Genomic DNA, 23,657 nt, shown 5'->3' with positions numbered 1-23,657 from the left:
GATTCCTGCAGGACCGCTTGGGCAGTGGTCTAGCATGGAGAACATGGTCGACATCAACAGCGCTGCTCAGCCCCAGATCATTGACGGTATCCCCGATACTACCCGATTGTCCCGAGCCGAAGCCCAGCAACGGGCTGAGATGTTGCGAGTGATCAGCTATGACGTCGACGTCGATGTCACCGACGCCGAAAATCTTGACCAACCCGACTACCCGGTCCACACCCAGATCCACCTCGAGGTCACCAGTGACCAACCGTCGGTGACCACCTTCCTGGATTACCTGGGCGCCAGCGTGACACAGGTCCTGGTCGACGGCGTCGCCGTACCCGGGGAGATGCTTGGTCACAACCGGATCGTCCTCACCGAGCTGGCCCCGGGCGAACACCAGGTCAGCATTTCCTCGCGATCGCGATACTCCCGCTCAGGAGAAGGGCTTCACCGGTTCCAAGACCCTCAGACCAACCAGGTGTACCTCTACACCCAATACGAGCCCGCCGATGCTCGTCGCGTATTCCCCACCTTCGAACAGCCTGACCTGAAGGCGCGCTTCACCTTCCACCTTTCCGGGCCTGAGCAGTGGGTGCTGGCTTCCAACCAGCCCGAGACTGAGCGCACGACGCTGGACCGGCCGGGCATGGTTCGGGTGAGCTTTGCCCCCACAGCGCCGATCTCGACCTACATCACAACCCTCCTGGCCGGTCCCTATCGTGTGTTCACCGACCGGTGGCAAGGCCACGCCGAGACCGACACAGCACCGATCGAACTGCGGATCTTCGCCCGTGAGTCTCTGGCCGATGCTGTTGATGCCGAGGAACTCTTCGATCTCACCCGACGCGGGTTGGACTTTTTCCACCACCATTTCGGTTTCAGCTACCCCTGGGGCAAATACGATCAAGCCTTCGTCCCCGAATACAACCTGGGCGCCATGGAGAACCCGGGGCTGGTGACCTTCACCGAGGACTATGTTTTCACCTCCTCCAGCACCACAGCACAACACCAAGCCCGGGCCAACACGCTGCTGCACGAAATGTCACATATGTGGTTCGGTGACTTGGTGACCATGAAATGGTGGGATGACCTTTGGCTCAAAGAATCCTTCGCTGACTTCATGGGAGCCTTAGCCGTGGCTGAAGCTACCGAGTTCCCGGGCTCCTGGACCACGTTCGCTCACGGACGCAAGGGTTGGGCTTACCTCCAGGACCGCTACAGCACTACCCACCCGATCGTGGCCGATATTGCCGATCTGGAGGCAGCCCGACAAAACTTTGATGGCATTACCTATGCCAAAGGTGCCGCGGTGATCAAACAGCTGGTCGCCTTCATCGGCCAAGACAACTTCATGGCCGCCTGTCGGGACTACTTTGACCGTTTCGCCTACAGCAACGCGACCTTGAAGGACTTCATGGAGGTCCTGGGTCGCACCGCCGGGACCGACACCACCGCCTGGGCACAGGCGTGGTTGCATACCAGCGGATTCTCAACCCTGAGATTGCACCCCGACGAGCATCTCAGTAGTGTCACGTTGACCCAACATGGTACCGACCCGGTCACCGGCAACGATCAGCTTCGCCCGCACACCCTCGAGGTCGGTATCTACCAATCCAATCCGGAACGCGCCACCGAAGGCACCACCTGGTTAACCCGGGCCCTGTCGGAACCGGTCTTTTTTGACACGACCGAGACCACCGTGTCTCTGCAAGGTCACGAGTCCCAGGTCAGCGCCCCGCACACACCCCGGTTGCTGCTCGCCAATGACCGTGATCTGACCTACGCACGCCTTCAGCTCGATCCGGCCTCGGTCTCGGCCGCACTGACCTACCCCATAGCAGATGACCTCGCCAGTGGCGTCACCTGGGCGTCGCTGTGGACCATGGTCCGCCACGCCGAACTTCCAGCCGAAGACTTTGTGGCCGGGGTAGCCCGGATTAGCCCCCAGATCAACGATGTGGGCGTCCATGCCCGGATGCTGAACCAGGCGATTACCGCCCTGGAACGGTTTGCACCGACCGGGCAGCGTGTGCAGCTCCGACGCCGTCTTGCCGAATCTCTGACCGGTGGACTCGAAACTCTCGGTGATGGCTCCGATCGTCAGCTCAATGCGGCCCGGGCCCTGGCCCGGCTCGCCCATCACCTCCCTGAGCTCGGTGGCGACCTGGTGGTCCTGCTCGGCAGTAGCGACCCGGTCCACACCTCTGGGCTCGCCCCCGGGCTGCGGGTGGATGATGAGCTACGTTGGCAGTTCTTAATCGCGCTCGCCAGTCACGGTGCTGTCGACCAGCAGCGACTAGACCGTGAACTGGACCAACACGTCTCGGCCGCCAACCGAATCCACTATCTCACCGCCCGCGCTGCCCTGCCCGAGGTCGAACAGCAACATCGCTTCGTCGATCAGGTACTCACCGGTACCGATGATCACGGCACGGCCCTGTCTAACCACGAGCTGACCGCCATCGCCCACGGGGTGAGTATCAGCGGACAGGCTGTCCTCGACAACACCTGGGACCGTCTGCGCGATCACCTTGAGTCCATCTGGTCTGACCGGTCCAACGGCTTGGCCTCCCGGACCATCACCGGACTGTACCCCGGTCACCAGGACTTCACCGGCTCCTTTCAACAAGCAACTCAGCCGGATCAGGACAACACCAGTCAGCTCGTGGACTCCCAGTGGCTCCTGGCACAAAGCACCAGCTGGTTGACGGAGCACCGCAATGCCCCGGCCGCATTGCGTCGGGTCATCACCGAACTGGCCGAAGATCTGCGTTGTGAGCTATACGCCCAGGCCAAACGGTGGCATAATAACCGGCAATAGTTTTCTCGCGGTCCCACGCGTGCGGGCCGTGGAGGTCCGCTCACGCGCCGAAAGACTCATCACTCATGGTTGAACAACTTCCTTGGCTTACTATCCTTCCACCCGTGCTGACCATCGTGTTGGCCATCCTTACCCGTCGGGTGGTGACCTCGCTGGCATCCGGTCTCGTGCTCGCCGCCCTGCTGGTCGCCAACTTTCATCCGGTTGAGTTTCTGGTGGCGGTCTGGGAAGCTTTTGCGGCCCAGTTCTGGGCCGACGGGGAGTTCGACACCTATAACCTCTTTATTGTGATCTTCCTGTGGCAGCTGGGAGTGATGACCACCCTGATGATGATGGCCGGGGGAAATCGAGCCTTTTCCCATTGGGTCAGCACGAAGATCAGCTCCCGCCGTGGCGCCCAAGGCCTCAGTTTGGGTATGGCCTTCTTGTTGTTTATCGACGACTATTTCTCCGCGTTGGCCGTCGGCCAGGTTGCTCGGCCGGTGACCGATAAGTTCGGGGTCTCCCGCGCAAAACTCTCCTATATCGTCGATTCCACCGCAGCCCCGATGACCGTGTTGGTCCCCTTCTCCTCCTGGGGCGCTAGCATCATCGGGCTACTCTCCCCCGTCATTGCCGCCTCCACGCTGGGATTCAACGACGTGGTGCTCTTCCTCGGGGCCGCGGTGTCCAACTACTACGCCATCGCCGCAGTCATCCTGGTGATCGCCGTCGTCGCGCTACAACTAGACCTTGGCAGTATGCGGGTTGAAGAGCGCCGGGCAATCACCGAAGGTAAACCCTACCGGGACGGAGAACTGATCCCCGGCGAATTGGATGAAGACCTTCCCAGTGCGAAAACGGCCGGAGTATCCACCCTGGTGGTCCCCCTGGTGGTCTTGACCCTGAGCGTGATCGGCCTGATGTATGTTACCGGCTGGCTGGAATCCGGTGCGCTGAACCCCATCGATGCGCTCGGTGAAACGATGCTTACCGAATCGCTGGTACTCGGCGGCTTGTTAGGTACGATCGTCGCGTTGTTCTACTACATCCGCAACACCGGCACCGACACATCTTTCTCCCATTCTGCCCGCGCGCTGGGTCGTGGCGTGTTCGCCGGGCTGAAATCCATGACCCCGGCGATCGGTATCCTCATGCTCGCCTGGATGCTCGGCGCCCTGATTGAAGTGCTCGGCACCGGTGAATTCCTCGCCGAGCTGATCAGCGACTCCACCCTGGGGGTCGAGTGGTTGCCACTGATGCTGTTCCTGGTGGCTGGATTCATGGCCTTCTCCACCGGCACTTCGTGGGGTTCCTTCGGCCTGTTGATCCCGATCGCTGGAACCATCGTGGTCTCGTTGGGTGCCGATGACCATTTGATGGTCACTCTGGGCGCGGTACTGGCCGGGGCGGTGCTAGGCGACCACATCTCCCCGATCTCAGACACCACGATCCTGTCCTCGACCGGGTCCCAGGCCAACATCATCACCCACGTGCGCACCCAGCTACCCTACGCAACCGTGGCCGCCGGGGCCGGGCTGGTCGGCTATCTGGTCGCCGGGCTGACCCCGGGGCCCTGGTGGGGTCTGGGTGCCACCGTCGTGGCGCTGTTCATCGAGTTGTGGATCCTCAGCCGGATCCTGACCGATTTGGAAAAGGAAGAAACGCTCCACGGCCGGGTCCACATCGGCGGTTCCCCGCACACCAGCTGGCCCTAAGGCACCCGGTGGGTCCAGGACTCGGTGGAGAACTTCTCGGCCGCCAACGCCTCAGCACGGGTGATCTCCTCATCGGTGAGGTCCCGCACCTCGGCCTGGTAGTGCTCGGCAAAGGTGTTGATCAGCACGTCCCAGATCTGTTGCCGGCTGAGACCGGTTTGGCGCCGGAGCGGATCCACGCGCTTCTTGGCCGAACGAACACCCTTATCAGAGATCTTCTCTCGGCCAATGCGCAACACCTGGGTCATCTTCTCGGCATCAATGTCGTAACTCATCGTCACGTGGTGCAACATTGACCCAGCAGCCAATCGCTTTTGGGCTGCCCCACCGATCTTGCCCTCCGGAGTGGCAATGTCATTCAGTGGCTGGTAGAACGCCTTTACCCCGGTGGAAGCCAATGCGTCCATGACCCAAGAATCCAGGAACGGGTACGAGTCGGTAAAGCTCATCCCATCGACGAGCGAGGTCGGTAAGTACAGCGAGTAGGTTACGCAGTTATCGTCTTCCATGAACATCGCCCCACCACCGGAGACGCGACGCACCACGGTGATCCCGTGCTCGTCGACGGCCTGGGGATCGACCTCATTGGAGTAGGACTGGAAGGAGCCGATCACCACCGAGGGTTGATCTTCGGGCCACTGCCACAACCGCATCGCCGGGCGGGTGCGTCCGGCGGCCACATCCTCGGTGAGCAACTGGTCCAGGGCCACTTGGGTCTGGATCGGAATCACCTGTGGGCGGATGACCTCCCACTGGTGATCCTCCCACCGGGTGGCATAACCGGTGGCACGACGCACCGCGGTGGCGATCGCATTGGCATCAAAACCGAACATCACCGTGCCTTCGGCCACCGCGTGATTGACCGCACTGGCCAGCTCGGCATGCGAGGCATCCACCGGCAAGCCCAACAGGGCCCGGTTGATCTCGGCTAGGGCCTCATCGGGTTCCAAGAAGAAATCCCCGTTGAGGTTCATGGTGGTGATGACACCGTCGGCCACCTGCAGATCGGCGACGACGAGTTTTCCCCCGGGGACCTTAAACTCCCCGTGAAAATCTTGGGTGGCACCGTGGACGGCGGAACGGGACTGCTGGACTTCGTCATGATTTTCGCTCACATCTCTAGCCTACGCTGTTGACCGGTAACCTCGAAGGCATGGCCGAAGATTCCTCCCAGATGACCACCGGTCCCCATCCGCCGCGTCCCGGTCTGGTGGGACTGACCTGGGTGGCACTTATCATGGTGGTGGCATGGGTCGGGCTCTCTCGTGTGCTGATCGGCACCGCCGGAGCGTTGAGTGTGATCTACGCACTCACGCTGGTGCCCGTGCTGGCTATCCTCGGAATACTCACGCTGACGGTTCCGCATCTGCGAGGCACCCGCGTTCCCAGCCGAAGTCTGGGCTGGCTGGGGATCTCACTGGGTTGCGGTCTGGTGCTTGGTTTCTTCCTGCCCGACGCCCCGGGAAGCACGTCCTCTGTGGTCGGCGTAATGTTTGGAGAAGCCATGGCAGGAGCCGCCTCAGCAATCTCCAACCCCATGGCCGTAATCATGGTCTTTTGCGCGGTGATGGCCTGCGTTATGGCCTTCCTAGACTCCCGCCCTGCGGGCCCGCGCCGGACCACCGATGAGGACCGTTACCAGGGCACGGGATTCTTCCCCCTCTTAGAGACAGACAACTCAGACAAATCCGGCCACGATCCCCGTCCAGACTCGGATGCATGAGTGCCCTGTGTGACCGCTGTGACGTCGCTTCTGACGTGACACCGGGACATACGATACGTTGGAGTTCGGTATTAAGTTCGTGCCAACATTAGGTTTACTCTCATCACAGATCTTGGAGCACACCCCCTCATGTCCCATCGCTCACATCGTTCCCGTTCACGACGCGCCCTGCTCAGCGCTCTGCCACTCAGCGCGCTGATCCTGGCCGGTTGCTCCGGTGATAACTCCGGGCCGGCCGCCGATGAATACCGCGAACCGGTTGTCGGTGGCACGCTGACCTATGCGACCGGTGATGCCGAACCCGACTGCCTGGACCCGCATAATGGGGGCAATTATCCGCAGTCCCTGGTCTCCTCCCAGTTCTTGGAGACGCTGTTCACCCGCGATGAGAACGACGAGATCATTCCGTGGTTGGCCGAGTCCGCCGAGCTGTCCGATGATGGGCTGACCTATACGATCACCGTGCGCGAAGGCATCCAGTTCTCGGATGGCACCCCGCTGACCTCGGAGGCTATCAAGGCCAATGTCGAGCACCTGCAGGATCCCGAAACCAAGTCCTCGACCGGGTACCTGGGGGTCGAACAGGTCGAGTCTGTGGACGTCGTTGATGATCGGACCGCCGAGCTACACATGTCCCGCCCCGATAACTCCTTGCTGGAATCCCTGGCCATGCAGTGGACCGCGATCCACTCTCCGGAGTCCCTGGACCGGACCGAAAATGAGATCTGTGAACAACCGATCGGAACCGGGCCCTTCGTCGTCGAATCCTGGGATCGGCAACAGCAGATCATCTTGCAACGCAACGACGACTACGTGCTCCCCAACCGCGATGAGGGCCGGGACGCCCGAGCCGAAGACAACGACGGCCAAGCCTACCTGGATGAGATCATCTGGCGGTTCATCCCCGAAGCATCCACCCGCTATGCCGCCCTGGAATCCGGCGAGGTCGATGTGATCGACAATCCCCAGCCCGATAACGTCCGGCAAGCCATCGATACCGGCACCTTCGGCCATCTCGACGCACCCCGTCCGGGATCATCGAACCGCCTCGAGCTGAACTCCGCCAAGGCGCCCTTTGATGATCCCGCCGTGCGCGAGGCGTTCATCAAATCCCTGGATATCAACTCCTCGATCGATGGCCTGTTCTTCGACACGGTTGACCGCAGCTACTCGCTGTTGAGCTCGGTGGAACCGTTGGGCATCTCCGCCGAAGAGCTGTTTAGCCCGGATGTCGATCGGGCCAATCAGTTGCTCGACGAGGCTGGATGGGACACCAAGGATGACGACGGGATTCGCACCAAAGATGGCGAACGCCTGGAATTAACTTTCCCGGTCTCCACCAACCAGTCCGTGCCGGCCGAGCAGTCGCTGTTTGAACAGATTCAGGCCACCGCCGCGGAGGTGGGCTTCGATGTCCAGATCGAATTGCTTGACCTGTCCAGTTGGTACGCTGCGCTGGGTGAGCACAACTACAATCTGGTTTCGGCCCCCTACACCAAGGTAGGTCCGTCGGTGTTGCGGATTCTCTACCACTCCGAGGGCACGATCCCGGCACCGTCGGGATATTTCGCCAATAACGCCCAGGTCACTGATGACGAGATTGACCAGCTGTTGATGGATGCCGAACAGACCACCGATGAGCAAGAGCGGGCCGATCTGTACGAGCAGGCTCAGCGGCGCATCCTGGAGGATTACTACGTATTGCCGTTGTACAACCAACAGAACCAGTTCCTCTATCGGGCTGACGTCGGCGGTATGGGTGATACCAACGCGGTCGCGAACCCGCTGTACTACAGCGTCTTTGTTGATGCGCAGTAAGACAACCGGCCACCGGTCAGCGCATGACGAGGCCGGGGTGGCTTGATGAGGAGGGCCTCCGCCGTGCTCAAACCCCTCGGAACCTGGTTGGTGCGCCAACTGGTCCGCGCCGTGGTGGTGCTCTGGCTGGTAGTGACCGCGATCTTTATCGGGGTGCGGGCGATCCCCGGAGATCCGGCTGAAGCCATTATGGGCGGGCCCGGCTCCCAGGCCTCGGCCGAAGCACTCGATATGGCCCGTGCCGAATATGGTCTCGACCGCCCACTGGTCGAACAGTATCTGATTTTTCTGGGCAATCTGCTCCGCGGTGATCTTGGGGTGTCCTATTCCTATCAGGACCCGGTGACCGAGATCATCGGCGACGTCTTCCCGCAGACACTGTTGTTGGCCGTGGTCTCGTTGCTCACCGCATGGCTCCTGGCATTGGTCTTGTCGCTGATCTCGGTCGGTCGTGGCCGGGCCAGCCGGTGGATGACGAGTCTGTTAGAAATCATCGCAGCCGCGGTGCCACACTTCTGGCTCGGCGCGGTATTGATCACCGTGTTTTCCACCAACCTGGGTCTGCTCCCCTCGATCGATAACGGTCGGGCCTCTGGTCTTATCCTGCCGGCGCTAACCCTGGCGATCCCGATGTCTGGGTTCATGGCCCAGCTGATGCGGGACTCGCTCACTCAGGCGATGTCCAGCCCCTTCGTGCTGGCTGCCCGCGCCCGTGGCGCGAGCACCGTGCAGGTGTTTTTCGCCCACGGACTGCGCCACTCGATCTTGCCGGTGCTCAATATGTCGGGCTGGTCGTTCTCGTCGTTGCTGTCCGGGGCGGTGGTGGTTGAAGAGGTCTTTGCCCGGCCCGGTATCGGACGGGCCCTGCTACAAGGGGTACTCAGTCGCGATATCCCGCTGGTGACCGGCATCGCTGTGCTGTGCGCGGTCTGCTACATCGTCGTCATGGCCCTGGCCGAAGCTACCGAGCAACTCATCAATCCCGCCGGCGCGGATCAGCATCCCGACCAGGACAGCCCCGACGGTCCACTCCCCGCCACCGTAGCCGAGGAGACCATCGCACCTAGCGTGGTGCCGGAACCGGGGGTGAGACGTTCGTGAGTCGCACCGGTCAAATCTTCTCTGCGATCTTCATCGGCGTGCTCGCCGTCGCTGCCGTGTTCCCCGGAGTGCTGGCCCCCGGCAACCCGCTGGCCGTCGATCCAGCGGCAGCGTTCAGCTCGCCCTCGGTCGATCACCCGCTGGGCACCGATGAATCCGGCCGCGATATCTACACTCGCATCATTCACGGCACCGCCGACTCGCTGCAGATCGGATTATTGGCCACCGCACTCGGCATGAGCGTCGCCCTGGTCCTGGGCTCACTGGCGGCCTTAGGACCGCGGTGGATCGACCAGGCCATCCTGGCCGTGTTGGAAACACTCTACGCGGTTCCCGCCCTGTTGCTGGCTCTGATCATTATCGCCTTCACCGGACCCGGACCCGAACCGGCGATTATCGCTGTGGGCTGCTCAACGGCCCCGGGCTACGCCCGCCTGATCCGTTCCCAGATCCGGATCCTGCGCGGTAGCGAGATGATGGAGGCAGCCACGGTACTGGGCCGGGGACCGGTGCGCAAAACCGTCAACCACCTGATCCCCAATGCGCTGCGGACCTTGATGGTGCTGGTCACCCTCGGGATCGGTCAAGCGGTGGTATGGGCCTCAGCTTTGAGCTTCTTAGGGCTGGGCACCCCGCCTCCGGCCCCGGAATGGGGAGCGATGCTGGCCAGTGGCCGCACCTACCTAAACCTGGCCTGGTGGATGACCGTCTTCCCCGGGCTAGCCATCGTGGTTGTTGCCGCCGGAGCCACCCTGATTGGTCGCGGGATCGGTGCCGGATCGGCCCATTCGTCCGGAAAGGTCACCCTCTAGCATGCAACACCGCCTCCCCTGCTCCAACCGCCCAGAACCTGTCGATCGCCCCGCACCCAGCGACCCGCTGATCACCGTCGAAAACCTCACCGTCAGCTTTTCGGCCACCCCGGCGGTGCAAGGCATCAGCTTCAGCGTGCACGCTGGGGAGTGTTTGGCCCTGGTGGGTGAATCCGGCTCCGGCAAATCTGTGACCGCCCGTAGCCTGATGGGCTTATCGGGTGGCACGGTCCACGCCGACACCCTGGAGATCTTCGGTGCTGACGCCCGGGCCTATGGCGAACGGGACTGGCGGGCTCTGCGCGGTAACCAGATCGCGATGATCCTCCAAGATGCCCTGTCCGCCTTGGACCCGTTACGTCCCATCGGTCGGGAGATCGACGACGTCTTACGCCGGCACGGCTGGCTGGATCGCACGACGCGTCGCGACCGGGTGCTCCAGGCCCTGGAAGCGGTCAAAATGCCGGATCCGGACCGACGTGCTCGACAATACTCCCACCAACTCTCCGGCGGGATGCGCCAACGAGTGTTGATCGCCCAAGCCCTGATTGGAAACCCCGAGGTGGTCATCGCCGATGAAGCCACCACCGCCCTCGATGCGCCGCTGACCGCGGTGGTGCTCGACCAGCTGGCTACCATGCGGGACCAGGGCCGCGCGGTACTGATGATCAGCCACGATCTGGCCCAAGTTGTCCGGGTAGCCGATCGGATCGCGGTGATGCGCCACGGCGAAATTGTCGAAACCGGTACCACTGAGACCATGCTCACCGCCTGCGAACACGACTACACCAAAACCCTGCTCAAGGCGATGCCCCGCGGGGTTCCCCGACACCAGCCGCTGTCGCCGACCACGGTCGAACCCTCACGCCCCAAACAACCAGCCGACCGCCCAGAGCTCTCCTCAGCGACAACCACCCAGCAGCAGTCCTGCCCGGTGCTGGTCGTGGACGGGCTGAGCAAGTCCTTCGGCTCTCTGACCGCCGTGGACGGGGTCAGTTTCAGCCTCAACCGAGGCACCACCCTAGGGATTGTTGGCGAATCAGGGTCCGGCAAAACCACGACCGCCCGGCTCATCCTCGGGTTGGAAGAACCCGATGCCGGCACCGTCAGGCTCGGCCAGACGCAGTTTACCCCCGCCACCGAATCGGATCGACGCGCCCACCGGGAACGGCTCGGTGCGATCTATCAAAACCCACTGGCCAGTTTCGATCCGCGCTACAGTGTCGAAAATATCCTCGTTGATGCGCTCAGCCGTGGCCGTCACCGACGCGGGGCACGCTATCGTGACCAGGTCACCGACCTACTCAACCGCGTCAGGCTCGCCCCCTCATTGGCCTCCCGCAACCCGGCCCAACTCTCCGGGGGGCAACGTCAGCGACTGGCTATTGCCCGGGCCCTGGCCACTAGCCCCGAGGTGCTCGTGCTTGACGAACCGGTGTCCGCCCTCGACGTTTCGATCCAAGCCACCATCCTGGACCTGCTAGATGAGATTCAACGCGCGCGTGGGACCAGCATGGTGCTGATCTCCCACGATCTGGGAGTGATCGAGCACATGAGCGACCAGGTGGCGGTGATGTATCGGGGCCGGTGCGTGGAACAAGGGGCCACCAGCGATATCTTCGCCGCGCCGCGCGACCCCTACACACAACAGTTGCTCACCGCGGTGCCCGAGCTACAGATCGACCGCTCCCGGCTGTAAACAAAAGCTCCCACCCGGTCGTCGAAACTGACCGAATGGGAGCTATCTGAGCGTCGAGTTGATCAACAAGCTTACTTCTTACCGCCGAAGCCTTTGAAGCGGGCGTTGAAGCGCTCCACACGACCAGCGCTGTCCATAATGCGCTGTTTACCAGTGTAGAACGGGTGAGAGACTGAGGAGATCTCGACGTCGATGACCGGGTACTCGTTGCCGTCTTCCCACTCCATGGTGCGCTCGGAGGTGACGGTGGACCGGGTCAGCACTTTTTCGCCGGAGGCCAGATCGTTGAAGATTACCAAGTGGTAATCGGGGTGAATATCAGTTTTCATCAGGATTCCTTCGCTGGGTGTCCCTGGATTTTGCCAGGGACACGAAAGATCGATCAATCATCGTGCAATAGCCCATCAGGGCCAGCTATTCATCATACACCGTTGGTACCGTGCACGGCCAATGGCCCTGGCGACACCGACATCACGCCGGGTCTGTCAGTGCTGGGGCTGGGGCCGTGCCAGGCCGATCAGAGCGATGGGGCGCGCAATTGCCACATGGCGATCGAGGCCGCGTGGGCGACGTTGAGCGAGTCGACCCCGGTGTGCTCGATGGCCCCGGTGTGCTGCGGGATCTGCACGTGGGCATCCACGGCTTCCAGGGTCGGTTGGGTGATTCCGGGGCCTTCAGCGCCGAGGACCAAAGCCAGCCGATCGAGATGTTGCCACATCGGATCACCGATATCCTGGGCCTGATCGGTCAATTCTAACGCGATCGTGGTGAACCCCTGGGCCTGCAGTCGCTGGATCGCCGAGACCGTATGGGTTACCCGAGCAAAGGGCAACGTGAAGGTCGCGCCCATCGACACCCGCAATGCGCGCCGATAGTACGGATCGGCTGCGGTGGGAGTCAGAATGACCGCGTCCCAGCCCAATGCCGCGCCGGTGCGAAAAATTGAGCCCACATTGGTATGATTATTGACCCCTTCGGCCACGATCACCCGCCGGGTGCCTTTCCCGGTGACCGCCTCCAACGTCCTCGGTGCGGGTCGTTCCATCGCCGCCAGCGCCCCGCGATGCAGATGGAATCCGGTCAGTGCCGCAAGCAGGTCGTCATCGGCGGTGAATACCGGCACCTCGGGGTACGCCGCCAACACATCGGCAAAGGAGTCCAGGTACCGGTGGGCCAGCAGAAAGGAGCGCGGGGTGTGCCCCGCCATCAACGCCCGGCGCACCACGGTCGATGATTCGGCCAGATAGATCCCATAGCGGGCATCAGTACGGGTGCGTAGCGTGGCGTCTTTCAGGTTAAAGTATACCGCCAGCGTGTCCGCAGGATGCTGAAGATCCTGTGGAGTTACCTCATAGCGGGTCATGGTCGACACCTTCGGGTGTTGTTGACTGGGTTGTCGGTGTGAAAAATATTGGGCTACGCTCCGGTCCCAAAGGGATCGAAGACCAGGTTGATCAGACCGGCCACGGCTACGATCACGATCACGATCCGTAGCACCAACGGCGAGATCCGGCGACCAATTTGGGCTCCGACAGAACCACCGATCAGGGATGAGACCGCGATCAGTAGCACCGCGGTCCAGTTGATCCGGTCGAAGGCGAAGATGATGTATCCGAGCGCTGCCACCACATTAACGACCGTGGACAGCCAGGTTTTGACCGCATTAGCGTGCACCAGCAAACCATTGAGGAACACCCCCAACACACCGATCAGCAACACGCCTTGGGCAGCGACAAAATACCCGCCGTAAACACCGATCAAAAACACCAGCACCCACAGCAACGGTGACACCGGACCGGTGGGCACCGGCACGATGGACTCGGATTCGGCCGGCGGTGCATCGTCTTGCTGCTGTCGGGCCTTGCGCGCTTTCACCCAGGCGGACATTTTCGGTTGCAGGATGACAAAAATGATCGCGAACACGATCAGGATTGGTGCCACGAAGCTGAACACGGCCTCGGGGAGCACCATGAGCAAACCGGATCCGATCAGTCCACCAAGCAATGAGGCGGTGGTCAGCACTGGGACGACGGCTTTAGCCTGGTACAGCTCGCGACGGTAGCCCCACGTGCCGGAGAATCCGGCGGCGACCAGGCCGATGGCATTGGACATCTGGGCTGTTACCGGCGGGAAGCCCACCGAGACCAAGACCGGGAACGTTACCAGCGTGCCCGAGCCCACCACCGAGTTAATAGTTCCGGCCCAAAAGCCGGCCAAGAGCACCAGCAGAACCTGCCATAGTTCCAATCCGAGTATTTCCACCCAAGGTAGTGTACCGTCCGGTGGGCCAGAAGTAACGTCGATCGCACTGCCGTGGCTCGATCCGGCTCAGGTGAGGGTTTGCGTCCCCCTGCACGGGAACCCATCCGAGGAATGGGCCGGACGTGCTCTGGGGGTGTTGCGGTCGCGCGTTTGCGAACCGGTCCTAGCCGCGGGCGAAGGCGGTGAATCGTCCCTCGGCGGTACGCGAGACGTGCAACGGCAACCGGAAAGCCTCCGAGAGTGTTTCTTCGGTCAGTGCCGTTTCGATCGGTCCGGCCGAAACCACCCGGCCGTTGCGCAGCACCAAGGCGTGGGTGAAGCCTTGGGGGATGTCCTCCACGTGATGGGTGACCAGCACCGGGGTGGGGGCCAAGGGGTCCTCAGCCAGCTGGGCTAAGGAGCGCACCAGCGTTTCACGCCCGGCCAGGTCCAGTCCGGCCGCCGGTTCATCCAAGAGCAGTAGTTCTGGGTCCGTCATCATCGCCCGGGCGATCAGCACGCGCTTGAGTTCACCCTCGGACAGAGTTCCAATGCGCCGGTCGCCGTCGTGAGCGATGCCCCACCGACGCAACAACCAGCGCGCCCGATCCAGGTCAAGCTGATCATATTCTTCAGTCCACCGGCCGGTAACACCCCACGACGCGGTGACTACGGTATCCAAGATCTTCTCCGTGGCCGGGATCTGGCGGGCCACCTGCACTGAGCTCACACCCACCAGCGGGCGCAACTCGAAGACATTCACCGCGCCTAAGGTCTCCCCCAGAATCGCGACATTACCGCGAGTCGGGTGCATCCGGGTGGCAGCGAGGTTGATCAGCGTGGACTTACCGGCCCCGTTGGGGCCCATCACGATCCAGCGTTGCCCTTCTGTCACGGAGAAGCTCACCGCATCCAGGATGGTTTGCTGGCCACGCACGACCGTCGCGTCGGCAAATTCCAGCACCGCGTCGGGTTGGGGATCAAATTCGTGGGGTGATGGCAGGGACGTGGCGGGCGTGTCAACTGTATCGGAAGAGGCCATGTCTCCAGACTAGGCTAAAGCACGGTTGTAGGTCTTGAAAGGAATCGGCATGGCAACGAATCAGTCCTGGAAAAGCTTTCCCGCGTTGCAATCCTGCGAGCAGAACGTCGGCGAGCTCGCCGGGCGTGAACTGGCCGGGGTGTCGGATATCCCTGCCGGATCCCGCATCGTGCTCTACCGCTCAGATTCCGCCCCCGAAACTGCTGATGGTCCACGGCCCGTTGCGTGTCAGCATCCCAGAGCCCGCCACGTTGAGCCAGTCGCCGGTCCCGGGTGGGCCGGTTATCGTTTCGTGGTTGCAGATCAAGGGCAGGATCACCAGACTGAGGACCATGACGAGAAAGGTACTGCCTCATTAGAGTCCGCTCTGGCCGGGGATCGTGCCGAAGGGTTCCATGTTGCTGTGCTACCGGCTGATTTGGTACAACGCCTCAACACCGCACCCGTTGTGTTGGTTTTTGATGTGGACTCCACGCTGATCCAGCAAGAAGTCATTGAACTATTAGCCGCCCACGCGGGCCGGGAAGCCGAAGTGGCCGAGGTGACCGAGCGTGCCATGCGTGGCGAAATCGACTTCAGCCAGTCCCTGCACCACCGAGTCGCCGCGCTGGCCGGACTGCCTCGCCAGGTCATTGCCGAGGTGGCCCAGCTGGCTACCCCGACCACCGGCGCGACAAACCTGATCAACGCGGCCCACGCCCACGGCGGAACTGCCTGCGCGGTCTCGGGTGGCTTCACCCAGGTGCTGCAGATCCTCCGCCACCGACTGGGATTAGACGAGTTCAGGGCGAATACCCTGGAAATTGTCGACGACCGTCTGACCGGTGCCGTGGTGGGCGAGGTTGTTGACGCTACCGTGAAAGGACAGCAACTTACTCGCTGGCGCGAGACCCTCGGAACCACCGACCCGCCCACTGCTGCGGTGGTCGTCGCCATCGGTGACGGTGCCAATGACATGCAGATGGTGCAACGTGCCGACTATGGCATTGCCTTCAACGCCAAACCAGCACTGCGCCCGCACGCGGATCTAGAACTCGATATTGCGTCCCTGGATCCGGTCCGGGCGCTACTGGGTTACTGATCCGCCCCCAGCGCGGTCTGATCAGTTCTCTGCGTGGTCTGGATCGCCGGCCACGGCCAAGAAGTCCTCGGCTCCCCCGACATATTCAGTGTGACCGGTCTGAAGATCGGTGCGACCTACCAATCCGGCAATTTCTTCGGCAAATTCCGCCACAGTATAGAGCTTTCCGGCAGCTTGGCGACGTGCCTCGATCGCTCCGGGACGCATGCGGTTGAGCAAGGTGGCGGTAATGGTGCCTTCGATCATGTCGGCGGTGGCGACCACCAGCCGGATGCCCTTGGCAGTCAATGCCGGGATCTGCGCGCGCAGGGCCACTTCTCCGGCGCGCTTGGACCGGGCAACCTGCTCGTATTCCGGCAAGGTATCAACCTGATCGATGAAGTGTGCCTGGTGGCTGGTCACAAACACGACCTCGGACTGTTCGGGCATCACCTCAGCGGCTTCGGTCAACAGCGCCACCTGGGCGTCACGGTTCAATCGCATGGCGTAATCTTCACCCAGATCGGATTCCATGCCCCCGGAGGCATTCAGGATCAGGATCGACAGCTCTCCGAAATTCTCCGTGGCTGCCTGAATCATGGCGGTCCGGCCCTGAGCCTCAGTGATATCTGCGCCAACAGCCACCGCCTTGCCACCGGCTTCCTCGATGGCGGAGACGACCTTCTTGGCCCGCGGTGCTTTCTGGCGGTAGTTCACCACCACCCCGGCGCCACGCTCGGCTAAAAACTTCGCGGTATCGGCTCCGACCCCGCGAGACGACCCGGTGACGATCGCCCCGCGACCGGTGAGATCTGGTAATTCGGTCATGATGCTCTTTCTCCTCGTATCCATTCCCTCTGACGATATCTCACGATCAGAGCTGATCAGTTCGGGTCAGTGTCCCATCCCCAAACCACCGTCGACCGGAATGATGGCCCCGGAAATATAGCTGGCCTCATCGGAAGCCAACCAACGCACCACACCGGCCACTTCGGACGGCTCGGCGAAACGCGCCGCCGGAATCTGGGTCTTGTACTTCTTCTTCAAGTCCTCGTCCAGCGACTCGGTCATCTCCGTATTGATATATCCCGGTGCCACCACATTGGCGGTCACATTTCGGGATCCCAGTTCCCGGGTCAACGACCGGGCCATGCCGATCAGTCCCGATTTCGAGGCCGCGTAGTTGATCTGCCCCGGCGAGCCCAACATGCCCACCACCGACGAGATCAGCACCACGCGACCTTTCTTGGCCCGGATGAAGCCCTTAGCAGCGCGCTTGAGCACCCGGAAAGCACCGGTCAGATTGGTATCGACCACGTTGGAGAAGCTGTCCTCGTCCATCCGTAGCAACAACTGGTCGTCGTTGATCCCGGCATTGGCCACCAGCACCTCGACCGGCCCGAATTTTTCTTCCACCTCGGTAAAGGCCGCATCGACTGAGGCCATATCGGTCACATCGGCTGTCACGCACTCTAGCCCCTCGGGACCGGTACCGGAGCGGGAGGTAATCACCACGCGCTCTCCGGCATCCCGGAAGGCTTCGGCAATGGCCAGGCCGATCCCCCGGTTACCACCGGTAACCAAAACGGTGCGGGCGGTTATGGACTGCGGGCTCTGATCAGACTGCTCGGACATCTCTGCTCCTTGGTGCGAGGGGACGATTTCACGACGGTACGGGATTGGGCGTTCACCGGGGAAGAAACACCCGGATTGATCAGTGTCCACTCTACGGGCGAAAGTGGGACAATGGAGGATGACTTGCAGGATAACGAGACAAAACGGGACAACCAACCGCGCTATGGCACCCACCCAGAAGGCAAGCCGATGACTGAACACCACCGAGGTCGCTCCTCGCGGCCGGCCTCCGGTCGTGGCGGGCACGACAACGAGGTGTACGAGATCACCTCGGCCGACACCTCGTTAACCGAAGATCAGTCCGGCCGCATCCGGCGTTACACCATCCAGATGACGATCCGTACCGTATGCTTCATCGGTGCGGTGCTCGCCGACGGCTGGTTGCGTTGGATGCTCTTCATTGCCGCGATGGTCTTGCCTTACTTCGCCGTCGTGTTGGCCAACAACACTCGACAGATCGGATCCACGACCGTCGAAGATCAACAGGCACTTCCGCAACCCGAGCCCAGTCCCGGTTCTTCCTCCTCGTCGTCGGCGCAGGGTTCGGCGCTTTACGGGCAGCTCATGCCCTCTGAGGAACCGGATGCGTCTGAGGAAGCGGAGGCGTCGCCGGGGGCACCGCAGAACCAACACGCCGATCCTCTTGCGGATGATCCCGGCCACAACCGGGCCGACCGCGCTGACCGGGTCGACCGCGCTGACCGGAGCACGTCATGACCGATCATGGACACGACGTGCTGGGCCAACTGTTTGCAGCCAGCTCGGCAGCCACCGATGCTGGGCAGACCGAGGTCGAACAGAAATGTTCCCGTCGCGGATGCCAAGAAACCGCCCGATGGAAGATAGTCTGGAATAACCCCAAAATTCACGCCCGCGAGCGGGAAAAGACCTGGCTGGCCTGCGATGCCCATCGCCAGTACCTGGAACAATTCCTCGCCGCGCGCACTTTCTGGAAATTCACCCGACCCCTCTGACAGAGACGTCCATGGTTTCACACACCACCGACCCGAAACCGAAGCTGGACTTCCGGTTTCTCTTATCCGGCCCCTGGATCGCCGGATTCATATTCTGCATCCTCTTCGCGGTGGTCTGTTACTTCCTTGGCGACTGGCAGATGGATCGTCGCATGCACAAGCTCGATGAGATCAACAAAATCGTGGCCAATTACGATCAAGACCCGGTCCCCTACGCCGAAAATTCCTCAATGTTTACCGAGTTCGACGAGCAGGACAAATGGACCCCGGTCAGTATAGAGGGCGAGTACCTGACGGACGACACCTTGCTGGCCCGCAACCGGCCCCGAGCTGGAAGCCCCGGTTATGAGGTGCTGGTACCCTTTCGCACCGTTGAAGGCGATACGATCCTGATCGACCGTGGTTGGTTGCCCACCGGTGCTGGCGCCGATGGTCCTGACGCCGTCCCCGACCCGCCGGGAGGCACCGTCCAGCTTATTGCCCGTGTGGTCGACGGCGAGCCCACCCTGCAACGTCAGGCCCCCGCCGGCCAAGTCGCCTCGATTGATCTACCGGCGATCAATAATCTCGTCGACGACGATATCGCCGAGGCAGCCTATGGGCTGATGGCCAGCGAAACCCCCGATGCCGAATCCACGCCCCAACAACTGCCCCCGCCCGAGCGGGATGAAGGACCGCACCTGTCCTATTCGATGCAGTGGTTCACTTTTGGGTTGATGAGCTTCGTCGTCTGGGGTTATATGGCCCGTCTGAAGGCCATTCAACGTCGCGAAGACGAGATGTCCGGAGAAACCGAAGAACAAGGTTTCCTCTCCGCCCAGCGAATCGAGCGCGCCAAGCCGGTCAAGCGTCGCCGTGATGGTTCCAAGACCGATGAGGAAATTGAAGACGAGATGATGGGATACTGACCGCACGTTGCACCGTGCGCGATCGTCCCTACGTGCTCAATCTTCCCAACCTAGTACTGCTTTCGCATCGGTCGGCGGTAGCCTCCACATGTGGCGGTTTTGCGGCCAGGACTCCACAATCATCATCCCCATCAGCCGTCCATGATGGTCCCCCACCTAGTGTGGTGGCCATGAGCCCACAGATTCCCCGCGAGAACTCCGATCAGACCGTGCTGGCAGAGCTCACCACGCTCCACCAGCACCATTGGGCGCTGGCCGAATCCTTGACGCTCACCGACGAATCCACCGCGATCGATGTCATCTCAACCTTGGAAAAAATCCAAGCCACGGCTGTGGCCATGCAGGCTCAAGCCGCCTCCCAGTTAGAGAAGCTCCGTCTGGACCGCGAAAAAGCCGCCGGCATCCCCAAGAATCGGCGTGGTTCGGGGCTCGGGGCCGAGATCGCCATGGCACGCAAACAATCCCCCGAACGTGGCAATGGATTTCTCAACGCCGCCCGTACCATCACCGACCACATGCCCGGTGCCCTCGGTGCCATGCGCTCCGGGGAGCTCTCCGAAGCCCACGCTATGACCCTATCCCGGGAAGTTCGTGGCCTGGCCCCCAGGATCATCACCGAGATCGACGATCTGCTCAGCGACCAATACGGTCGGCTCTCACCCAGACAGTTGGGCAAGCGGTCACGTGGCCATGCTCAACGGCTCGACGCCGACCAGCTCGCTCGTCGCGCGGCTACAGCCCGCAAGAACCGACGTGTGACCACGGGGAGCGCTGGCCCCGGTATGGCCAACCTTAACGCGTATCTGCCCTCCGAACAGGTTGCAGCTGTTTACAACACCTTAGAACGTGATGCCAAGAAACTCCTCGCGCCCACCCAACGCACGACATTAGAACGGCACGGTCCGGCCGATCACCGCACTCTTGAACAAATCATGGCTGACCTGTTGGTCGAACGCATCACCGGGCAGTCCAAGGCCGGTAATGTCGCTGCCCAGGTCAACATCGTGCTCACCGCCGACGCATTCCTCGGCGACGATAACACCCCCGCCATGATTGCCGGCCAGGGCCCCGTGCCCGCAGCCACCGTTCGGAAATGGTTGGCCAACCCCGAGGCCAAGCTGTTCCTTACCAAGCTCTTTGTCGATCGACAGACCGGCAAAATGGTGTCCATGGAATCCGGTTCCCGGCTCTTTCCGGCAGGACTGAAGAAGATGATCAGTCTGCGCGACGATATCTGCCGCACACCGCACTGCGAGAACCCGGTAGAAGAAACCGACCACGCGCAGCGACACACCGATGGTGGCGCCACCAGCTATGACAACGGTCAGGGACTGTGTCGGGTGTGTAACCAAACCAAGGAGAAGATCGGCTGGAAGCACGAGTCCGATGCCGACGGGCTGCAGGTGACCACTCCCACCAATCATACCTATGAAGCCCCCACCGACCCGTTGCTTCCCGGTAGCCTCAGGCCGTTACCGCCACCCAAACCACCGTTTCAGCAGAGACAATCACCGCGCTGTGAAACCTGCTCCAACGACCCACCCGATGACGATTCTCCCGCCGGTCCGGCCGATCCCAACGCTCCGACACCTTCCGAGGACCTGCAAGGTCGCGACCGATCGGATGGGGAAGCTAACGATTACTTCTCCGGCATGGGCGCAGCTCAGGTCAGTGAAACCAGGTCCAGATAGTCCTCTGACCACATATCCTCATCGGCGTCCGGCAGGATCAACACGCGGTCGGGGTCCAAGGCCTGGACCGCACCCTCGTCGTGAGTCACCAACACGATCGCACCTTCATAGCGACGGATCGCGTCCAAGATTTCCTCACGAGATGCCGGATCTAAGTTGTTGGTTGGCTCATCGAGCAACAACACGTTGGCCGAGGACACCACCAAGGTTGCCAAAGCTAAGCGAGTTTTCTCGCCACCCGAAAGGACCCCGGCTGGCTTGTAAACATCGTCGCCGGAAAATAAGAATGATCCGAGCACAGTTCGCACCGCGGTATCGTCCAGGTGCAACGAGGAGCGTTGCATATTTTCCAGCACCGTGCGGTTGACATCCAGCGTCTCGTGTTCCTGGGCGTAATACCCCAGTCGCAGGCCATGTCCGGGAACGACCCGTCCCGCATCAGGCTGTTCCAATCCCGCTAAGAGCTTCAGCAATGTCGTTTTACCGGCCCCATTGAAGCCGAGGATGACCACGCGAGACCCCTGGTCGATAGCCAGGTCCACCCCGGTGAACACCTCCTGGGTGCCATAGGATTTGGTCAACCCCTCGGCCGACAGAGGCACCTTACCGCACGGGGCTGGAGCCGGAAATCGTAGGTTGGCCACCTTTTCGGTGTGACGCTCTTCGGCCAGTCCCTCCAACATCTTGTCGGCCCTTTTAGCCATCTGCTGGGCGGCCACCGCTTTGGTCGCCTTCGCGCGCATCTTATTGGCCTGCGCATACAAAGCCGCTGCTTTCTTCTCCGCTGAAGCCCGTTCCCGGCGACGCCGACGTTCATCATCCTCACGCTGTTTCAGGTAGGCCTGATACCCCATGTTGTAAATGTCAATGACACTGCGCGTGGCGTCGAGAAAAAAGACGGTATTGACCACTTCATCGATCAATGCCAGATCGTGAGAGATCACGATTAGCCCCCCGGAGTAGGTTTTGAGGTAGTCGCGTAACCATTCCACCGAGTCCACATCCAAGTGGTTAGTGGGCTCGTCTAGAATCATGGTGTCCGGAGCTGAGAAGAGGATCCGGGCCAATTCAACTCGGCGACGTTGCCCACCAGAGAGCGTTTTCAATGGCCGTTCCAGCATTTCGGCGTCGATCCCTAAGTTCCCGGCGATGGCATTGGCCTCCGATTCGGCAGCGTAGCCTCCGGCGGAAATAAACGCGGCCTCAGCGGCGGGGTACCGCTTGATGCCTCGTTCCATCACGTCGGGATCTGGCGACGACATCTCCGCCTCGGCCTTGCGCATCCGGCGGAGTAGTTCTCCGAGCTGACGCGCTTCTAAAATCCGTTCTTGCGCCGTTTGCTCGGGATCGCCCGACCGTGGATCCTGTGGCAGATATCCGACCGATCCGGTTCGGGTCACCTCGCCGGTGGCTGGGACTACCTCGTCCATCAACACCTTGGTCAACGTGGTCTTGCCGGCCCCGTTGCGCCCGACTAAACCGACCCGGGTACCGCGGTCCACACGGAAACTCACGTCCTCTAGCAGGGTGCGCGAGCCAACGGTGACGGTCAGATTATGAGCAGAAATCATCAGGGTTACCTTTGGGGGTTGTGGTCGTAGCTGAAAGGGTTCCGCACGGAGGCACACCAGGGTGGCGCAGAGGTGCACATCTGGGGCAACTCCAGACTAGAATAATAGGCTCAATGGCCGGGCGGGCTCTGGTAATCGTGGTTCATTGCCAGTCGGATCAGGCGGGCGAGCTCTTGTTGCGGACTACGCTGAGCCTGTCGGGCTCGGGCAATAATCGTCTCCGATTCATCGTGACTGAGCTCGGTCGTCACCTGCACCCCGGGTCTCGGTTGCGTCGTGGTGGTTCCAGACGCGAGACGGTCGGCTGAGGCTGGCTGTGCGACCGACTCCGAGGCCGTGAGATGCGATGATCTCCCCGCGCTGTTTAATCCCGGGCCATAATCAGGTACGGTACCGTCCCGGAAGGCTTCGGCAACGGCCCGTGCCCGTTGATCGGCGGCCTCATTCAGCTCATGCCCGGTGTGACCTCTCACCCAGTCAAACCGGATTTTTCGTCCGGCCTGCTGGGCTTGAGTCATCAGCCGATCCAGGTGGATCATCATCTGCTGGTTCTGCACCGGTTTGCCGTCCTTCTTCTTCCACCCGCGTTTCTTCCAGCCCGGCATCCACTGGGTGATGGAGTTGATGACGTATTGCGAATCCGCCACGATGTGCAGGTCGGTGTCCAGATTTGCCGTGGTCGCCAGCAACTCAATCACAGCCTGTAACTCGCCCTGGTTATTGGTGGCCTCGTCCCACCCGCCAGCGGCCCAGTGCTCGTCAGAGATATACCAGCACCATCCGGCAGGACCGGGATTGCCCAGGGCCGAACCATCCACGGCGACGGTCAACAGCTCAGTCATGTGCGGTCCTTTTCTGTGCGGGACGTGACGATGT

General features: G+C 61.6%; 21 protein-coding genes. 12 read left to right on the top strand and 9 right to left on the bottom strand.

Features of this window, described 5'->3' with window-relative positions; genetic code table 11:
* The first annotated feature begins 34 nt into the window (after positions 1–34).
* Positions 35–2,809, top strand: coding sequence for an aminopeptidase N (pepN, locus tag DYI20_RS05870; RefSeq protein WP_244924662.1), 2,775 nt, complete (start codon positions 35–37; stop codon positions 2,807–2,809).
* Between the two features lie 65 nt (positions 2,810–2,874).
* Entirely contained in the window at positions 2,875–4,506 is a 1,632-nt protein-coding gene (locus DYI20_RS05865; RefSeq protein WP_122549076.1) for a Na+/H+ antiporter NhaC family protein, read from the top strand.
* On the opposite strand, the gene lplAB is transcribed toward DYI20_RS05865, so the two are convergent.
* Positions 4,503–5,621: a lipoate-protein ligase LplAB gene (lplAB, locus tag DYI20_RS05860; protein ID WP_424923545.1), complete on the bottom strand. Its 1,119-nt coding sequence runs from the start codon at positions 5,619–5,621 to the stop codon at positions 4,503–4,505. The genes DYI20_RS05865 and lplAB overlap by 4 nt on opposite strands.
* A gap of 17 nt (positions 5,622–5,638) precedes the next feature.
* Between lplAB and DYI20_RS05855 the strand changes: the two genes are divergently transcribed.
* From DYI20_RS05855 to DYI20_RS05835, 5 genes are all read left to right on the top strand, one after another.
* Complete coding sequence (locus tag DYI20_RS05855) at positions 5,639–6,229, top strand: hypothetical protein (protein ID WP_146206403.1); 591 nt, start codon at positions 5,639–5,641, stop codon at positions 6,227–6,229.
* 129 nt (positions 6,230–6,358) lie between these two features.
* On the top strand, positions 6,359–8,047 hold the full coding sequence (locus DYI20_RS05850; protein ID WP_122549075.1) for an ABC transporter substrate-binding protein: 1,689 nt from the start codon (positions 6,359–6,361) through the stop codon (positions 8,045–8,047).
* A gap of 63 nt (positions 8,048–8,110) precedes the next feature.
* Positions 8,111–9,148, top strand: coding sequence for an ABC transporter permease (locus DYI20_RS05845; RefSeq protein WP_244924661.1), 1,038 nt, complete (start codon positions 8,111–8,113; stop codon positions 9,146–9,148).
* Positions 9,145–9,960, top strand: coding sequence for an ABC transporter permease (locus tag DYI20_RS05840; RefSeq protein WP_110110136.1), 816 nt, complete (start codon positions 9,145–9,147; stop codon positions 9,958–9,960). The genes DYI20_RS05845 and DYI20_RS05840 overlap by 4 nt, the downstream gene beginning before the upstream one ends.
* A gap of 1 nt (position 9,961) precedes the next feature.
* Positions 9,962–11,659 carry a dipeptide ABC transporter ATP-binding protein gene (locus DYI20_RS05835; RefSeq protein WP_122549073.1) on the top strand — a complete coding sequence of 566 codons (1,698 nt, stop codon included), beginning with the start codon at positions 9,962–9,964 and terminating at the stop codon, positions 11,657–11,659.
* A 71-nt stretch (positions 11,660–11,730) separates the two neighbouring features.
* Here DYI20_RS05835 and DYI20_RS05830 read toward each other — a convergent pair whose 3' ends face one another.
* From DYI20_RS05830 to DYI20_RS05815, 4 genes are all read right to left on the bottom strand, one after another.
* Entirely contained in the window at positions 11,731–11,988 is a 258-nt protein-coding gene (locus tag DYI20_RS05830) for a type B 50S ribosomal protein L31 (protein WP_110100582.1), read from the bottom strand.
* Positions 11,989–12,176: 188 nt separating this feature from the next.
* A complete protein-coding gene (locus DYI20_RS05825) occupies positions 12,177–13,022 on the bottom strand; it encodes a TrmH family RNA methyltransferase (protein WP_122549072.1) in 846 nt (281 codons plus the stop codon).
* Between the two features lie 53 nt (positions 13,023–13,075).
* Positions 13,076–13,921, bottom strand: coding sequence for a sulfite exporter TauE/SafE family protein (locus tag DYI20_RS05820; RefSeq protein ID WP_110100584.1), 846 nt, complete (start codon positions 13,919–13,921; stop codon positions 13,076–13,078).
* A 163-nt stretch (positions 13,922–14,084) separates the two neighbouring features.
* Complete coding sequence (locus DYI20_RS05815; protein ID WP_110100585.1) at positions 14,085–14,942, bottom strand: ABC transporter ATP-binding protein; 858 nt, start codon at positions 14,940–14,942, stop codon at positions 14,085–14,087.
* A gap of 49 nt (positions 14,943–14,991) precedes the next feature.
* Between DYI20_RS05815 and serB the strand changes: the two genes are divergently transcribed.
* On the top strand, positions 14,992–16,023 hold the full coding sequence (gene serB, locus DYI20_RS05810) for a phosphoserine phosphatase SerB (RefSeq protein WP_110100586.1): 1,032 nt from the start codon (positions 14,992–14,994) through the stop codon (positions 16,021–16,023).
* 21 nt (positions 16,024–16,044) lie between these two features.
* Here the strand turns inward: serB and DYI20_RS05805 are convergent, their stop codons facing one another.
* Both DYI20_RS05805 and fabG read right to left on the bottom strand, forming a co-directional pair.
* Positions 16,045–16,830, bottom strand: a complete 786-nt coding sequence (locus tag DYI20_RS05805; protein ID WP_110098312.1) for an SDR family oxidoreductase — start codon at positions 16,828–16,830, stop codon at positions 16,045–16,047.
* Between the two features lie 66 nt (positions 16,831–16,896).
* Entirely contained in the window at positions 16,897–17,637 is a 741-nt protein-coding gene (fabG, locus tag DYI20_RS05800) for a 3-oxoacyl-ACP reductase FabG (RefSeq protein WP_110098311.1), read from the bottom strand.
* A gap of 189 nt (positions 17,638–17,826) precedes the next feature.
* Between fabG and DYI20_RS05795 the strand changes: the two genes are divergently transcribed.
* The 4 genes from DYI20_RS05795 to DYI20_RS05780 all read left to right on the top strand — a co-directional run bounded on the left by DYI20_RS05795 (position 17,827) and on the right by DYI20_RS05780 (position 21,210).
* Positions 17,827–18,354, top strand: a complete 528-nt coding sequence (locus tag DYI20_RS05795; RefSeq protein WP_110098502.1) for a DUF3099 domain-containing protein — start codon at positions 17,827–17,829, stop codon at positions 18,352–18,354.
* A complete protein-coding gene (locus DYI20_RS05790) occupies positions 18,351–18,611 on the top strand; it encodes a hypothetical protein (protein ID WP_233242744.1) in 261 nt (86 codons plus the stop codon). The genes DYI20_RS05795 and DYI20_RS05790 overlap by 4 nt, the downstream gene beginning before the upstream one ends.
* 11 nt (positions 18,612–18,622) lie before the next feature.
* A complete protein-coding gene (locus DYI20_RS05785) occupies positions 18,623–19,519 on the top strand; it encodes an SURF1 family cytochrome oxidase biogenesis protein (RefSeq protein ID WP_110098310.1) in 897 nt (298 codons plus the stop codon).
* A 170-nt stretch (positions 19,520–19,689) separates the two neighbouring features.
* Positions 19,690–21,210 carry an HNH endonuclease gene (locus tag DYI20_RS05780; protein WP_147472535.1) on the top strand — a complete coding sequence of 507 codons (1,521 nt, stop codon included), beginning with the start codon at positions 19,690–19,692 and terminating at the stop codon, positions 21,208–21,210.
* Here DYI20_RS05780 and DYI20_RS05775 read toward each other — a convergent pair.
* Complete coding sequence (locus tag DYI20_RS05775) at positions 21,183–22,781, bottom strand: ABC-F family ATP-binding cassette domain-containing protein (RefSeq protein ID WP_122549070.1); 1,599 nt, start codon at positions 22,779–22,781, stop codon at positions 21,183–21,185. The genes DYI20_RS05780 and DYI20_RS05775 overlap by 28 nt on opposite strands.
* A 110-nt stretch (positions 22,782–22,891) precedes the next feature.
* Positions 22,892–23,623: an RNase H family protein gene (locus DYI20_RS05770; protein ID WP_110098307.1), complete on the bottom strand. Its 732-nt coding sequence runs from the start codon at positions 23,621–23,623 to the stop codon at positions 22,892–22,894.
* Positions 23,624–23,657 lie beyond the last annotated feature (34 nt).

Source organism: Auritidibacter ignavus, assembly GCF_003703835.1.
Classification (GTDB): Bacteria; Actinomycetota; Actinomycetes; order Actinomycetales; family Micrococcaceae; genus Auritidibacter; species Auritidibacter ignavus.
The sequence above is the reverse complement of the archived record's forward strand: the minus strand, read 5'-3'. Positions and strand labels throughout refer to the sequence as shown.

Coding starts and splice junctions, on each gene's coding strand:
- pepN (WP_244924662.1), top strand. CDS start 35: ATGGAGAACATGGTCGACATCAACAGCGCTGCTCAGCCCCAGATCATT.
- DYI20_RS05865 (WP_122549076.1), top strand. CDS start 2,875: ATGGTTGAACAACTTCCTTGGCTTACTATCCTTCCACCCGTGCTGACC.
- DYI20_RS05850 (WP_122549075.1), top strand. CDS start 6,359: ATGTCCCATCGCTCACATCGTTCCCGTTCACGACGCGCCCTGCTCAGC.
- DYI20_RS05835 (WP_122549073.1), top strand. CDS start 9,962: ATGCAACACCGCCTCCCCTGCTCCAACCGCCCAGAACCTGTCGATCGC.
- DYI20_RS05830 (WP_110100582.1), bottom strand. CDS start 11,988: ATGAAAACTGATATTCACCCCGATTACCACTTGGTAATCTTCAACGAT.
- DYI20_RS05825 (WP_122549072.1), bottom strand. CDS start 13,022: ATGACCCGCTATGAGGTAACTCCACAGGATCTTCAGCATCCTGCGGAC.
- DYI20_RS05815 (WP_110100585.1), bottom strand. CDS start 14,942: ATGGCCTCTTCCGATACAGTTGACACGCCCGCCACGTCCCTGCCATCA.
- serB (WP_110100586.1), top strand. CDS start 14,992: ATGGCAACGAATCAGTCCTGGAAAAGCTTTCCCGCGTTGCAATCCTGC.
- DYI20_RS05805 (WP_110098312.1), bottom strand. CDS start 16,830: ATGACCGAATTACCAGATCTCACCGGTCGCGGGGCGATCGTCACCGGG.
- fabG (WP_110098311.1), bottom strand. CDS start 17,637: ATGTCCGAGCAGTCTGATCAGAGCCCGCAGTCCATAACCGCCCGCACC.
- DYI20_RS05795 (WP_110098502.1), top strand. CDS start 17,827: ATGACTGAACACCACCGAGGTCGCTCCTCGCGGCCGGCCTCCGGTCGT.
- DYI20_RS05790 (WP_233242744.1), top strand. CDS start 18,351: ATGACCGATCATGGACACGACGTGCTGGGCCAACTGTTTGCAGCCAGC.
- DYI20_RS05785 (WP_110098310.1), top strand. CDS start 18,623: ATGGTTTCACACACCACCGACCCGAAACCGAAGCTGGACTTCCGGTTT.
- DYI20_RS05780 (WP_147472535.1), top strand. CDS start 19,690: ATGAGCCCACAGATTCCCCGCGAGAACTCCGATCAGACCGTGCTGGCA.
- DYI20_RS05775 (WP_122549070.1), bottom strand. CDS start 22,781: ATGATTTCTGCTCATAATCTGACCGTCACCGTTGGCTCGCGCACCCTG.
- DYI20_RS05770 (WP_110098307.1), bottom strand. CDS start 23,623: ATGACTGAGCTGTTGACCGTCGCCGTGGATGGTTCGGCCCTGGGCAAT.